This is a genomic window from Novosphingobium sp. BF6 (assembly GCF_058273105.1).
Map to the genome: position 1 here is coordinate 92,214 of NZ_CM177775.1, position 14,272 is coordinate 106,485.

13 protein-coding genes are annotated in these 14,272 nt (G+C 65.9%); 5 read left to right on the forward strand and 8 right to left on the reverse strand.

Annotated elements, in window-relative coordinates:
- Positions 1-3 precede the first annotated feature (3 nt).
- The gene (locus AC4D6D_RS00475) at positions 4-1,191 is read left to right on the forward strand and encodes a cation:proton antiporter (RefSeq protein WP_491326061.1); all 1,188 of its coding nucleotides are present in this window, start codon (positions 4-6) and stop codon (positions 1,189-1,191) included.
- Here the strand turns inward: AC4D6D_RS00475 and AC4D6D_RS00480 are convergent.
- A complete protein-coding gene (locus AC4D6D_RS00480) occupies positions 1,188-2,039 on the reverse strand; it encodes an SDR family NAD(P)-dependent oxidoreductase (RefSeq protein ID WP_491326062.1) in 852 nt (283 codons plus the stop codon). The two genes, AC4D6D_RS00475 and AC4D6D_RS00480, sit on opposite strands and share 4 nt — an antisense overlap.
- Before the next feature lie 136 nt (positions 2,040-2,175).
- On the opposite strand from AC4D6D_RS00480, the gene recQ reads away from it, so the two are divergent.
- Both recQ and AC4D6D_RS00490 read left to right on the forward strand, forming a co-directional pair.
- On the forward strand, positions 2,176-3,966 hold the full coding sequence (gene recQ / locus AC4D6D_RS00485; RefSeq protein WP_491326063.1) for a DNA helicase RecQ: 1,791 nt from the start codon (positions 2,176-2,178) through the stop codon (positions 3,964-3,966).
- 7 nt (positions 3,967-3,973) lie between these two features.
- Complete coding sequence (locus AC4D6D_RS00490) at positions 3,974-4,432, forward strand: YaiI/YqxD family protein (protein WP_491326064.1); 459 nt, start codon at positions 3,974-3,976, stop codon at positions 4,430-4,432.
- Between the two features lie 99 nt (positions 4,433-4,531).
- On the opposite strand, the gene AC4D6D_RS00495 is transcribed toward AC4D6D_RS00490, so the two are convergent.
- The 3 genes from AC4D6D_RS00495 to AC4D6D_RS00505 form a co-directional block, all read right to left on the reverse strand.
- Positions 4,532-4,831: a hypothetical protein gene (locus tag AC4D6D_RS00495; protein ID WP_147220707.1), complete on the reverse strand. Its 300-nt coding sequence runs from the start codon at positions 4,829-4,831 to the stop codon at positions 4,532-4,534.
- A gap of 25 nt (positions 4,832-4,856) precedes the next feature.
- Complete coding sequence (locus AC4D6D_RS00500; protein WP_147220706.1) at positions 4,857-5,138, reverse strand: hypothetical protein; 282 nt, start codon at positions 5,136-5,138, stop codon at positions 4,857-4,859.
- 123 nt (positions 5,139-5,261) lie between these two features.
- Positions 5,262-6,731, reverse strand: coding sequence for a L,D-transpeptidase family protein (locus AC4D6D_RS00505; protein ID WP_491326065.1), 1,470 nt, complete (start codon positions 6,729-6,731; stop codon positions 5,262-5,264).
- 216 nt (positions 6,732-6,947) lie between these two features.
- Here AC4D6D_RS00505 and AC4D6D_RS00510 point away from each other — a divergent pair, with 216 nt between their 5' ends.
- Positions 6,948-7,847 (forward strand): DMT family transporter, encoded by a 900-nt coding sequence (locus AC4D6D_RS00510; protein ID WP_491326066.1) that lies wholly within the window; start codon positions 6,948-6,950, stop codon positions 7,845-7,847.
- 172 nt (positions 7,848-8,019) lie between these two features.
- Positions 8,020-10,692 carry an aconitate hydratase AcnA gene (gene acnA, locus AC4D6D_RS00515; protein ID WP_491326067.1) on the forward strand — a complete coding sequence of 891 codons (2,673 nt, stop codon included), beginning with the start codon at positions 8,020-8,022 and terminating at the stop codon, positions 10,690-10,692.
- 184 nt (positions 10,693-10,876) lie between these two features.
- On the opposite strand, the gene AC4D6D_RS00520 is transcribed toward acnA, so the two are convergent.
- The 4 genes from AC4D6D_RS00520 to ruvC form a co-directional block, all read right to left on the reverse strand.
- Entirely contained in the window at positions 10,877-11,728 is an 852-nt protein-coding gene (locus AC4D6D_RS00520; protein ID WP_491326068.1) for a PEP-CTERM sorting domain-containing protein, read from the reverse strand.
- Positions 11,729-11,994: 266 nt separating this feature from the next.
- The gene (gene ruvB, locus AC4D6D_RS00525) at positions 11,995-13,029 is read right to left on the reverse strand and encodes a Holliday junction branch migration DNA helicase RuvB (protein ID WP_147220701.1); all 1,035 of its coding nucleotides are present in this window, start codon (positions 13,027-13,029) and stop codon (positions 11,995-11,997) included.
- Between the two features lie 73 nt (positions 13,030-13,102).
- Positions 13,103-13,711 carry a Holliday junction branch migration protein RuvA gene (gene ruvA, locus AC4D6D_RS00530; protein WP_491326069.1) on the reverse strand — a complete coding sequence of 203 codons (609 nt, stop codon included), beginning with the start codon at positions 13,709-13,711 and terminating at the stop codon, positions 13,103-13,105.
- A 75-nt stretch (positions 13,712-13,786) separates the two neighbouring features.
- On the reverse strand, positions 13,787-14,263 hold the full coding sequence (ruvC, locus tag AC4D6D_RS00535) for a crossover junction endodeoxyribonuclease RuvC (RefSeq protein ID WP_147220699.1): 477 nt from the start codon (positions 14,261-14,263) through the stop codon (positions 13,787-13,789).
- Between the last annotated feature and the right edge of the window lie 9 nt (positions 14,264-14,272).

Here is a 14,272-nt window from a genome sequence, read left to right on the forward strand (position 1 = left end):
CCGATGGGGACGACCGAAATCTACCTGATTGCGCTGACGATCATCCTCGCGGCGCCTTATCTCGTGTGGCGGCTGCTGCGCACCGAGCACTGGGCGCCGCTGGTCGTCGTGCAGATCATCGGCGGCATCCTGCTCGGCCCCGGCGTGCTCGGCCATGCCGCGCCGCAGTTCCATGCCTTCGTCTTCAACCCCCAAGTCATGACCGCGCTGAACGGCGTGGCGTGGTGGGCGGTGATGATGTTCGTCTTCGTCGCCGGGGTCGAACTCGACCTCTCCGACGCCTGGAAGCACCGCGCCGAAACGACGCTGACGGCCGCCTGCGCGCTGCTGACACCGCTGGCATTCGGCGCCGTGGCCGCCGCCCTGCTGCTGCGCACGCCGGGATGGATCGGTCCGGAAGGCAGCTATCCGCAGGCCGTACTCGGCATCGGCATGGCCTGCGCGGTCACGGCCCTGCCGATCCTGGTCCTGCTGATGGAAAAGCTCGGCGTGTTCCGCGAACCGCTCGGCCAGCGCCTGCTGCGCTACGCCAGCCTCGACGATATCGCGATCTGGGGCGTGCTCGCATTGATCCTCGTCGACTGGGAGCGCGTCGGCCGCCAGGGCCTGTTCCTCGCCGCCTTTGCAGTGGCCTCGTTCGCCATCCGCGCCCTGTTCAAACGGCTCGGCGAGCAGGACCGCTGGTACGTGGCACTGATCTGGCTGGCGCTCGTCGGCTTTGCGGCAGACTGGTCGGGCCTGCACTTCATGGTCGGCGCCTTCCTGGCCGGAGTGGTGCTAGACGCCCGCTGGTTCACCCGCGAGAAGCTCGACGGCTTCCGCGAGTTCCTGCTGCTCACGGTGATGCCGGTGTTCTTCCTCAGCACCGGCCTGCGCACCAACTGGGGAATGGGCGGGGCCATGGTATTCGGCGCCGCGCTCCTGTTCCTGATCGCCTCCGTTTCCGGCAAGCTCGCGGGCATTCACCTCGCCGGAAAGCTGCTCGGCTGGAAGAAGGGCGAGGCGAACGTGATCGGCTGGATGCTCCAGACCAAGGCGCTAATCATGATCATCTTCGTCAACGTCCTGCTCGACAAGAAGATCATCACGCCTGAGACGTTCACCGCCCTGCTGCTGATGGCGGTGATGAGCACGATGCTGACCGTGCCCATCGTCAAGCCGCGCCTCGCCCGGCTGGGCAGCGAGGTCTAGATGCCGGCCCGCCCGGCCAGTTTTTCCGCCGCCTGCCAGAACGCCTCGACGAAAGCCCGATCCTCCACGAGAGGGTTGGGCTTTCGCGGCGCCCGCGCGAACCAGTAACCGCCGCTCGATCGGCCCGGCTCCCCGGCCGTCGCCAGCCAGATCACGGTCTCCGCACCCTGCTGCGGTGTGAGCTTGGGCGCATCGCCATAGGCCGCCTGCACGCTGTCCGGCGTATGCGAAAAGAAGTTGCTGCCGACGGTGCCGGGATGGACCGAATGGGCGACGATCCCGTCCGCCGCCAGCCGGGATGCCAGCGCGCGGGCATGAAGGACGTTGGCCAGCTTGCCGCTGCAATAGGCCGCACCGGGGTTCCAGTTGCCGAGGTTCTGCAAATCGGCAAGATCGATGCGGGGGATCATCTCGCTGCCGTCCGAGGCGGTATTGACGATTCTGACGCTGCCTTCCGGCGCATCCGCCGCCGCCTTGCGCAGCAGGGGCAACAGGCGCGCCGTCAGCGCGAAAGGCCCGACGAAGTTGGCCGCGTAATTGGCCTCGAAGCCTTCGGCGGTCAGCGTCTGCTCGCGCGCCATGCCGCCCGCATTGTTGACCAGCACGTCGATCCGATCGACCTTTCCGGCGATCTTCTCCGCCAGCCGGTCCACCTCGGCGAGCAGGGAAAGATCGGCGCGCAGCATCTCAACGTCACCGCCCTCGGCAGCAAGATCCGCTTCAGCCGCCGCACAGCGCGCCGGATCGCGGCCGACGCCGATCACCCGAAAGCCCTGCTGCGCCAAAGCCCTTGCCGTCTCCAGTCCTATCCCGGAACTCGCGCCCGTCACCACCCCCACGCTTGCCATATCGCTCTCCACACTCTTCTTGTTTCCGCCATTTCGACTACCTGCGCGGCCAAACCGCAAGCGATTGGGGCGGAAACGGAGGAAATCATCGGTTCAGCGGTTTTCAGACCCGTCTCCGTTCTGCCATAAGCGCGCCGTGCTTTCCGACGATCTCCTGCCTGACGCTCACGAAGCGCTCCACGCCACGTTCGGATTCAACGCCTTTCGCGGGGTGCAGGAGCAGGTCGTCACCCGCGCACTTTCGGGCCGCTCAACCCTGGCGATCATGCCGACCGGCGCGGGTAAGTCGCTGACCTATCAGCTTCCGGCGGTCATGCTGGAGGGGACTTGCGTGGTCGTCTCGCCGCTGATCGCGCTGATGCACGACCAGCTACGCTCGGCCACCGCCAACGGCATCCGTGCCGCCACGCTCACCAGCGCCGATGCCGATCGCGGCCAGACCATGGACCGTTTCCGCGCGGGCGACCTGGACTTGCTCTACATCGCTCCCGAACGCGCCAGCCAGCCGCATTTCCGCGAGCTGCTGGAACAGTCGCGCGTCGCCCTCTTCGCCATCGACGAAGCCCACTGCGTTTCCGAATGGGGTCACGACTTCCGGCCCGATTACCGGCTGCTGCGGCCGCTTCTCGATGCCTTCCCCGAAGTCCCGCGCCTCGCCCTCACCGCAACGGCGGACCGCCACACCCGCAGCGACATCCTCGCTCAGCTCGGCATTCCCGACGAAGGGCTGATCGTCGCCGGGTTCGACCGTCCCAACATCCGCTACACCATCCGCCCGCGCGACAGTGCGATGCGCCAGATCAAGGCGGTGATGGACGAGAACCCCGGCCCCGGCATCGTCTACGCCCCCACCCGCGCCCGCGTCGAGCAACTGGCGGAAACGCTCGCCTCGGCCACCGGACGGCGGGTACTGCCCTATCACGCCGGGCTCGATCCCGAAGTGCGCGCCCGCAACCAGGCGGCCTTCGTCGCCTCGGAAGACATGGTGATGGTGGCCACGGTCGCCTTCGGCATGGGCATCGACAAGCCGGACGTGCGCTTCGTCGCCCACGCCGGTATTCCCAAGTCGATCGAGGCCTATTACCAGGAAACCGGCCGCGCCGGGCGCGACGGCGATCCGTCGGTGGCGGTGATGTTCTGGGGTGCCGACGATTTCGCCCGCGCCCGCCAGCGCCTTTCCGAGATCGAGCCGCACCGCCTGCAAAGCGAACGCCAACGCCTCGATTCGCTGGCCGGTCTGGTCGAGACCGCCGAATGTCGCCGCGCCGTGCTGCTGCGCCACTTCGGCGAAACACCCGCCCCCTCCTGCGGCAATTGCGACAACTGCCTCGAACCGGCAGGGGTGATCGACGTCACCGAACTGGCCCGCAAGCTGCTCTCCACCGTCTATCGCACCGGCCAGAGCTACGGCCTCGGTCATCTCGAAAAAGTGCTGACCGGCACCAGCGACGACCGCGTGCTGCAACGCGGGCACGACCAGCTCTCCGTGTTCGGCATCCTCACCGCCGATGAACAGCCTTTGCTGAAACCGCTCGCCCGCGCGCTCCAGGCCCGCGGCAGCCTCTTGCCGACCGAGCACGGCGGCCTGTCGCTCGGCGGCGACGCCCGCGAAATCCTCAAGGGCGAGGCCTCGGTGCTGATCGTCGTGCCGCCCAAGCGCGAGAAGAAGCGCCGGGGCAAAGGCGCGGCGGACGGCGGCGCCAATCCGGTCGGCGATCCGCTGTTCGACGCCCTGCGCGCCCTGCGCCGCGACCTCGCGCAGGAGGCCGGCGTGCCGCCCTATGTCGTATTCCACGACGCCACCTTGCGCGAAATGGCCGCCGCTCGTCCCTCATCGCTGGAGGAACTGGGCGAGATCGGCGGCGTCGGCACCCGCAAGCTGGAAGCCTATGGCGAGGCGTTCCTGAACGTCCTGCGGCAGCACTGAGTACAGCATGATACGCATATTGATCGATGCCGACGCCTGCCCGGTGAAGGACGAAACCTACAAGGTCGCCGCGCGCTACAAGGTGCCGGTGGTGGTCGTGAGCAACAGCCCGATCCGCGTCCCGCAGTCGCCGCTGGTCTCGCGCAAACTGGTAAGCGACGCCTTCGATGCCGCCGACGACTGGATCGCCGAAAACACCGCGCCCGGCAGTGTCGTCATCACCGCCGACATCCTCCTGGCCGACCGCTGCCTCAAGCTTGGGGCCGAAGTCGTGGCGCCGAACGGCAAGCCGTTCACCATGGCCTCGATCGGCGGCGCCATCGCCACGCGGGCGATCATGGCCGACCTCAGGGCAGGCGGCGATGTCGTGGGAGGTCCGCCGCCGTTCAGCAAGACGGACCGTTCGCGCTTCCTCTCCAGCCTTGACGAGACGCTGGTGCGATTGCGGCGCCGATTTCCGGCCTAGAGCAGTTTCCGATCCGATCGCATCGGATAATCTTATCCCGCCTTTTGATTTGTCGTGTTTTCCGAGCCGTCGAGTAATTCCACCCGATTGGAAAATGCTCTAGCCCAGCCGATAGGGCGTCGGATCGCCGCGCTCCCGGATCAGCATCTGCCGTGCCTCCTTGCGCAGTCGCAGGCATACCGCCTCACGCGTTTCATCGCCCAGCCTGTCCGCGAAACCGTGCAGCGCCGCCTCGAAACCGTGTTCGACCAGAGCTTCCAGCACTGCCGCTTCGTCGACATCGAAAGCCCGTGCCATCAGCTTGAGCGTACGGACGGTCTCGCGAAATTCGAAATCGGTGAGCCGTCCTGATTCGAACTCCTCCTTGCGCAACAGCGCTCGCCGCAGATCCCAGACCATTCCTGCTCTCCCGCCGAGCGGAATGTTAGCCTTCGCGGCGCTCGAAGGAAACCGGCACGGCCAGCCGGAACGGCAGTTCGGGCGAGGCGATGCGCGATTCCGTGCCGTTGTCGTGGATCAGCACCGCACGACCCACGCCCGGCGTCGCCACGACCGCAACGACGCTTTCCACCCAGTCATGCAACAGAGCCTTCACCCGCGCCAGTTCGGCTTCGGCACGCGTGGTGGTGCCCGAGGCTTCGAGTTCGGCTTCGAGTTCGACGATCCGCGCGGTAGCCGCGCCGATGCGGTCGGTGTTCTCGCTCATGATCGGGTTTCCTCGGCTACCATCGTCAGCCTTGCTGGCATCGTTAGCCTTGCTGGCCGCCCCCGGCTCATGAGGCAAGGCCCCGGCAATCGCTCTCGCGTTAACCGGGGCCGAGACAGGAATTTAGAGCGGATTGTCGAGCTTGATGATCTCTTCCTCGCTCGCGCGCTGGGTGGTCTTGAGCTGGCGCGGGGCGGCGAAGCTGTCGAGCACCGGCTTGTCGCGCTCGTAGAGGTCGTTGAACGGCTTGAGCTGGCCGTCGATCGAGCGGGCATAGGTGAAATAGGTCAGGTAGACCGGGAAAGTCCGGGTCATCTCGACCTTGGTGTACTTGCCCGAGCGCGAGATGTCGGCAGCGTCGGCGGCGGTCTTCTGCGCGCCAAGGATCGCCATGGTCATGCCCAGTTCCACCGCGCGCTCGGTGCGGATGCAGCCGTGGCTGAACGCGCGCACGTCCGAGTTGAAATACTGCTTGGACGGGGTGTCGTGCAGATAGATCGCGTGGGGGTTGGGCATGTCGATCTTCATCAGGCCGAGCGAGTTCGTCGCGCCCGGCTGCTGGACGACGGTGATCGTGCCGTCGGCGTTCTTGGTCGCCTTGTAACCCGCCGACTTGGCCCAGCCGGGGTTGCTCAGAACCTTGGCGCCGAGACCTTCGCCCTTCACGATCGACTGCGGCACCGTCCAGGTCGGGTTGAACACCACGGCGCTGACCGTTTCGGCGAGCTGCGGCGTTGCCGTGCGGCCGGGCTTGCCAACCACGGTCTTGTAGCTGCGGATGATCTTGTTCCGGACCACCAGGCGCAGCTGGAATTCGGGAATGTTGGTCATCAGATAAACGTCGCCGAGGTCGCGGGCGAGCCAGCGCCAGCGGTCCATATTGGCCTGGATCAGCGCGCGGCGGGCCTTGTTCGCCATCGGCGTGGCATTGAGATCGGCCTTGAGCGCGGCATAGTCCGGATTGGTCGGCGCCAGCCTGGCGACCACGCCCGCCACGTCGTGCTCGGACAGGGCCTGCGCCATGATCTGCGCGGTGGGATTGAGGTCCTGGTCGGGATCGACCGCGAACCACTGCACGCGCGCCTTCATCGGCGTGCGGCCGTCGCGAAGGTCCTCGATCAGCCAGCCGAACAGGCGGCTCGCCAACGCGTCGAGTTCGTCGCCCTCGCCCTTGGCGATGGCGGCGCGCAGGGCCGCAGGCTGATAGTCGCCCGGGATCAGGCCTTCCTTGCCGATATATTCGATCGTGCCGAGCAGCGCCTTGGCATCGGCCACCGACCACGACATCACCGGCTCGGCCAGCAGGACATCCTGCACGACCGGCTTCGAGACCGTGGGAATGGCGGTCGGCACGGCACTGGGCTGGACCACGGGCTGAACGGCGGGACGCCCAGAGGTTTGGGCAGGCTTCGAAGCGGGCTTGGAAGAAGCCTGCGCCGTCGGCGTTGCCGGCAAGATCGACGTCGGCGTGGACACCGTCTTAGCCTTCTTCGCAGCCTCGGTTTTCGTCGCGTCCGTCTTCTGGGCGAGAACCGGCTGCGCCGCGAGACCTGTTGCTGCCACGACCGCCAGCATGCTGCAACCGAACCTCATGAAACCTGCCATCTTAGTCTGGACCTGCCCTTGGTAATGCACCGCAGTGCCTGGAATTCGTTCCGGGAGGAAACGCAGCCGCGGAAAATCGGCTGCCGGTGATGCCCCGCTTTGCCCCCATATAGCGCCTGTTTCAAGGATTTCGCCTGTCCCTGCGATGAATTGCCCGCATTCCCGCTTGCACGGGCAGGCGCGGACGGCGAGAGCCATGGCCTGATGAGCACTGCTGCCGCCCCCCAAACGGACTCTTCCCCAGCGATGCTGCCGATCCTCGCGGTGGTGGCCGGGATCGCGACGTTCAGCGCCATGGATGCGACGATCAAGGGCGCCGGACTCGCAGTGGGCGTCTATACGGCGCTGCTGCTTCGCAATCTCTTCGGCACGCTGCTGACGCTGCCGCTCTGGCTCATGGCGGGCCGCCCGGTGCCCTCGCGCGCCGTGCTCAAGGTCCATGCCCTGCGCGCGGCGATCACTTCGGCCATGGCCGCGCTGTTTTTCTATGGCCTCGTACGAATTCCTATGGCCGAGGGAATCGCGATTTCCTTCATCTCCCCGATCATCGCGCTTTATTTCGCGGCGCTCCTGCTGGGTGAAACGATCCGCCCCCGCGCCGTCGCCGCCTCGCTGCTCGGCATTCTCGGCGTGCTGGTGATCGCCGCCGGACGCTTCGGATCGGGCGCCTATTCGGAACAGGCGATCGAGGGCACCGCGGCCGTCCTGCTCTCCGCGGTATTCTATGCGATCAATCTCGTGCTCCAGCGCAAGCAGGCGCTGCTGGCCCGCCCGGTCGAGATCGCGCAGTTCCAGAACCTGCTGGTCACGCTGATTTTCCTGGCTTTTTCGCCATGGCTCGCGGTCATGCCGGATCGCGGCAGCCTGCTGCTGATCCTCGCCGGCGCGGCACTGGCGACCGCCGCCCTGCTGTTCCTGTCCTGGGGCTATGCCCGCGCCGAGACCCAGGTGCTGCTGCCGATCGAATATACCGGCTTCCTCTGGGCCGCGCTGCTGGGCTGGCTGATGTTCGCCGAGCGGCTCGATCTCGCCACTGTTGCTGGCGCGATACTGATCGTTATCGGCTGCTGGGCCGGTGCAAGAAACGCAAAAGCCGAGTCCTAGTCACCACGCATGCCCCCCTTGACCTGAGGCCCGCGAGCGCGCATCGGCGGGGCCGAAGAATCCGCTTGTCGCGATGCAGCACGGCGATAATTTCCGGGACCAGGGCTAGACGGTTTCGGAATAGCCGCGCTTCCTTCGTTTCAGGCTCATACAGAAGGGGATAATACCCAAAATGACCCAGGTCGGACAGGATACGCTCGGTACCCGCAGCACCATGACCGTCGGCGGCAAGAACGTCGCCTACTACTCCCTCAAGAAGGCTTCCGAGAAGCTCGGCGACATCAGCCGCCTGCCTTTCTCGATGAAGGTGCTGCTGGAAAACCTGCTGCGCTTCGAAGACGGCGGCTTCACCGTCTCGACCGACCACGTCCAGGCGGTGGTCGATTGGCAGAAGAACCCCACCACCGGTGAGGAAATCCAGTACCGCCCGGCGCGCGTTCTGCTTCAGGACTTCACCGGCGTGCCCTGCGTGGTCGACCTTGCCGCGATGCGCGACGCGATCGCCAAGCTCGGCGGCGACACCAGCAAGATCAACCCGCTGGTCCCCGTGAACCTCGTCATCGACCACTCGGTCATGGTCGACGAATTCGGTCACCCCAAGGCGTTCGAAGAGAACGTGGAGATCGAATACCAGCGCAACATGGAGCGTTACGACTTCCTCAAGTGGGGCTCCAAGTCGCTCGCCAACTTCTACGCGGTTCCCCCGGGCACCGGCATCTGCCACCAGGTGAACCTGGAAAACATCGCCAAGTCGGTGTGGACCAGCGAGGACCAGAACGGTGAACTGGTTGCCTATCCCGACACTTGCGTCGGCACCGACAGCCACACCACCATGGTCAACGGCCTGGGCGTGCTGGGCTGGGGCGTCGGCGGCATCGAGGCGGAAGCCGCGATGCTCGGCCAGCCGGTTTCGATGCTGATCCCCGAAGTCGTCGGCTTCAAGTTCACCGGCGAACTGAAGGAAGGCGTCACCGCTACCGACCTCGTGCTCACCTGCACCTCGATGCTGCGCAAGCACGGCGTGGTCGGCCGCTTCGTCGAATATTTCGGCCCCGGCCTTGCCTCGCTGTCGCTGGCCGACCGTGCGACGCTGGCCAACATGGCTCCCGAATACGGCGCCACCTGCGGCTTCTTCGGCATCGACGACAAGACGCTCGACTACCTGCGCCTCACCGGCCGTGAAGAAGAGCAGATCGCCCTCGTCGAAGCCTATGCCAAGGAACAGGGCTTCTGGATGGAAGCCGGCGCTGCCGATCCGATCTTCTCGTCGACCCTCGAACTCGACATCTCGACCGTCGTGCCGTCGCTCGCCGGCCCGAAGCGTCCGCAGGACTGGGTTGCCCTTCCCGACGTCGACGACGTGTTCAACAAGGACATGGCCGAGACCTACAAGAAGTCGGCCCAGCGCGTCCCCGTCGAAGGCAAGGACTTCGACATCGGTGACGGCGACGTCATGATCGCCGCCATCACCAGCTGCACCAACACCTCGAACCCGAGCGTGCTGGTTGCTGCCGGTCTCGTCGCCAAGAAGGCCGACGAGCTGGGCCTGAAGCCCAAGCCCTGGGTCAAGACCTCGCTCGCCCCCGGTTCGCAGGTCGTCACCGACTACCTGAACAAGGCCGGTCTGCAGTCGCACCTCGACAACATCGGCTTCAACCTCGTCGGTTACGGCTGCACCACCTGCATCGGCAACTCGGGCCCGCTCGCGGAACCGATCTCGAAGGCGATCAACGAGAACGGCCTGGTCGCCAGCGCCGTCATCTCGGGCAACCGCAACTTCGAAGGCCGCGTCTCGCCGGACGTGCGCGCCAACTTCCTGGCCTCGCCGCCGCTGGTCGTTGCCTACGCTCTGAAGGGCACCGTGGTGGAAGACTTCACCACCACCCCGATCGGCGTCAGCAAGGACGGCAACGACGTGTTCCTCAAGGACATCTGGCCGACCAACAACGAAGTGGCCGAAACCATGGCCACCTGCATGGACCGCCCGATGTTCCAGGCCCGCTATGCCGACGTCTACAAGGGCGACAAGCACTGGCAGGCGATCAACGTCACCGGTTCGGAAACCTACTCGTGGCGCGCCGGTTCGACTTATGTCGCCAACCCGCCGTACTTCGAAGGCCTGGAAATGACCCCGGCGCCGGTGAACGACATCATCGAGGCGAAGCCCCTGCTGATCCTCGGCGATTCGATTACCACCGACCACATCTCGCCGGCCGGTTCGATCAAGGCCGACAGCCCGGCGGGCCAGTGGCTGATGGAGCATCAGGTCGCCAAGGCGGACTTCAACTCCTACGGTTCGCGCCGTGGTCACCACGAAGTCATGATGCGCGGCACTTTCGCCAACATCCGCATCCGCAACGAAATGGTCCCCGGCATCGAAGGCGGCATGAGCCGCTTCGGTGAAGAGGTTCTGCCGGTCTACGACGTCGCGCAGAAGTACAAGGCCGAAGGCACGCCGATGGTGGTCGTGGCCGGCAAGGAATACGGTACCGGTTCGTCGCGCGACTGGGCGGCCAAGGGCACCAACCTGCTCGGCGTCCGCGCCGTGATCGTCGAGAGCTTCGAGCGTATCCACCGTTCGAACCTGGTCGGCATGGGCGTGCTGCCGCTGCAGTTCAAGGATGGCGACACCCGCCAGACCCTGGGCCTGACCGGCGACGACGCCTTCACGATCAAGGGCGTCGCCAGCCTCAAGCCGCGCCAGGACGTGGAAGTCGAAGTGACCCGTCCGGACGGTTCGACCTTCACCTTCACCGCGCTGTGCCGCATCGATACCGCCAACGAAGTGGAATACTTCAACAACGGCGGCATCCTGCAGTACGTGCTGCGCAAGCTGGCCGCCTGAGCGACCAGCCGTAACGGCTAACGAAGACCCCGTCCCGCCTAGCGCGGGGCGGGGTTTTTCCTTGCGCGGGGCCGACGAAAATGAGGCCTTTTGCAGTCACAAACGAAAAAGGGGTGAGCGCCCCCCGACGCTCACCCCTTTCTCCAGCCCGGCCGCCATGCGCGGCCCGCGGGCTGGTGCGTGCCTAGACGGACTTCTTGCGGGCCAGCCGCTGGCGACCGACCACCGCCGCAGCCGCGGCGCCGAACAGGATCAGCATCGGCGGCGCCGGAACGTCGGTCGGCGGATCGGTCGGCGGCGGATGCCCCCCGCCCGAGGATGTCGAAGTCGAGGAGGAACTCGACGTCGAGGATGATGTCGAACTCGACGAGGAGGTGCTCGACGAGGTCGAGGAAGAGGACGAAGTGGAACTCGACGAACTCGTGCTCGTCGAAACGTCGCCCGAGCTGGAGGACGTCGTCGTCGAGGTGATGCCGCCCGTGCTCGTCGTGGTGGTCAGGCCGCCCGTCGAACTGGAAGTCGAGGTGGAACCACCGGTGGTGGTCGTCGTCAGACCGCCCGTGGAGCTGGACGTGGAGGTCGATCCGCCCGTGGTGGTCAGCCCGCCGGTCGAGGACGAGGTGGAGCCGCCGCTGGACGTCGAGGAAATGATGACATTGCCGCCGCCCGAACCGCCGCCGCCGAAGAACCCTCCGAAGAAGCCCCCGCCGAAACCGCCGAAACCACCGCCGCCCCCGCCGATCACCGCCGGCGCACCGCCGCCGCCACCGGCATAGACCGGGGCCGGTGCAGGCGGGACATAGGCGGGCGGCAGCGGCACATAGGCCGTCTGCGGGACGTCGGGACGCTGGATGATGCGGCGCGCGCGCTTTACCTCACGCGGCGGATCCTTGGGGATCAGCCGCTTGGCCGGGCGCACCGGCTTGGCGACTTTGGCCACCTTGACCTTGCGGTATTCGACCGTCGTGTTCTGCGTCTCGGCGACATGGACCGCGCCGCCGCCGATGATGGCGCAGCCGGCTGCACAGGCAGACAATTTAGCGAGGGCCATCCGAACCGACATGATCGTCTCTCTCTTCGTTCTGCTCGGCCAATTCCCGGTTGGAAACATCGGAGCCGACTTGAATCGAACAAACGCAGAGAGCGGTTAAAGGAACAATGGCTTTTCCCGGAATTCGACAGCTCCGACGCAGAAAAAACGCCGGTTTTCGAAGGGCAAACACAAGCTGTACCGAAGCGGGACTATCGGGCGGGCCATCTGTAAACGCGCCCGACAGTTTGTTGCGCGAAAATCACGCCCGTTCAGTCGCCGTCCGAATCGAAAAGTCCGCCCTGGGGACCGCCGTTCGGCGGTGTCATGCCGAGGTGTTGCCAGCCGTGATCGTTGAGGCAACGCCCCCGTGCCGTGCGGGCGATCAGGCCGAGCTGGATCAGGTAGGGTTCGATCACTTCCTCGATCGTATCGCGCGGTTCGGAAAGACCGGCGGCCAGCGTCTCCACGCCCACGGGGCCGCCCTTGTAGATCCCGGCGATCATCTTGAGGTAACGCCGGTCCTGCGCGTCGAGACCGATGGAATCGACTTCCAGCCGCGTCAGGGCATCGTCGGCGATCTCGCGAGTGATGACATCGCTGCCCGCGACATGAGCAAAGTCGCGCACGCGGCGCATCAGGCGCCCCGCGACGCGCGGAGTACCGCGCGCGCGGCGGGCGATCTCGGTCGCTCCGCCCTTGTCCATACCGATACCGAGCAGCCCGGCACCGCGCGTGACGACCTTTTCCAGCTCCTCCACGGTGTAGAACTGAAGCCGCACGGGAATGCCGAAACGGTCGCGCAGCGGGGTCTGGAGCAGGCCCTGCCGCGTCGTCGCACCGACCAGCGTGAATGGCGGCAAATCGATCCGCACCGAGCGCGCCGAAGGGCCTTCGCCGATGATGAGGTCCAGCGCGCGGTCCTCCATTGCCGGATAGAGCACTTCCTCGACCACCGGATTGAGGCGGTGAATCTCGTCGATGAACAGCACGTCGCCGTGTTCGAGGTTGGTCAGCAGCGCCGCAAGGTCGCCCGCCTTGGCGATCACCGGCCCGCTGGTGGCGCGGAAACCCACGCCAAGCTCACGTGCGACGATCTGCGCCAGCGTGGTCTTGCCGAGGCCGGGAGGGCCGAAGAACAGCGTATGATCCATCGCCTCGCGCCGCGACTTGGCGCTTTCGATGAACACGCGAAGATTGTCCTTCGCCGCCGCCTGCCCGACGAATTCGGCCAGCGTCTTGGGGCGCAGCGCCGCATCGGCGTCCTCCGGCTGGCGGGTGGAGGTGAGGATAGGGTTATCGGTCATCGGCTCGGCGTCTGACGAGAAATGGACCCTGAAACGAGTTCAGGATGACGTTGTGTTTGGGTGAAAGCGAAATTCATCCCGCGGCCTTCTTCAGCGCCACGCGGACAAGGTCGTTCAGACCCGCATCCTCGCCCAGTTCTTCCACCGCTTTGCCCACCGCCATGGTGGCGACCGCGGGCTTGAAGCCGAGGTTCTGGAGCGCGGAGACGGCATCGGCGCTGGAGAAACCGGCGGGCGCCGCCACCGCTCCGAGGCCGGGCGCTCCCGGCACGGTCGGCATGCCGCCCGCCTTGTCCTTGAGTTCGTTGACGATACGGCTGGCCAGCTTCGGCCCGACGCCGTTGGCGCGCGCGACCATGGCGCTGTCGCCGCCAGCGCAGGCGCGCTGCAATTCCTCGGTGGTTAGCGCCGAAAGGATCGCCAGCGCGACTTTCGAACCGACGCCCTGCACCGCCGTCAGCAGGCGGAACCAGTTGCGCTCCGCCCCGCTGGTGAAGCCGATCAGGCGCTGGTCGGTCTCGGAAACCTGCATCTCGGTATGGACGACGACCTTGTCCCCCCGGATGCCGAGATGGTCGAGCGTGCGCGCCGAACAATGGACGAGATAACCGACGCCGTTCACGTCGATGATCGCCCAGTCGGGGCCGGTGTCGTCGAGCAGACCTGTAAGCTTGGCGATCATGGTTTGTTCCTATGGCAGGAACAATTGCACCGCGCCAGCCCCGTTAGGCGCGGGCCTGTTGATCCGCGAAAACGATCAGCGATGGCTTCCCAGCATGTTCGCATGGGTAATGGCGACAGCCAGTGCATCCGAAGCATCCTCGCCCGCCAGCTTCACGCCGGGCAGCAGCACCTTGAGCATGTGCTGAATCTGCTTCTTGTCGGCGCCGCCGGTGCCGACCAGCGCCTTCTTGATGACCTTGGTGGAATATTCCGCCACCGGCAGCCCGGCCCGCGCGATCGACAGCATGGCGACGCCGCGCGCCTGCCCGAGCTTCAGGGTCGATTGCGGGTTCACGTTGACGAAGACTTCCTCCACCGCGCCCGCATCGGGGCGATGGAGGAGGATCACGTCGGTCAGCGCCGCGTCAAGCTCGACCAGACGCTCGGCCATTCCGGCCTTGGCATCAGTGCGGATCTGCCCGTTGGCGACGTGGCTGAGGCGGCTGCCGCTCTTGGCGACAATGCCCCAGCCCGTGCAGGTCAGGCCCGGATCGAGCCCGATGATGATCATGGCTTCAGC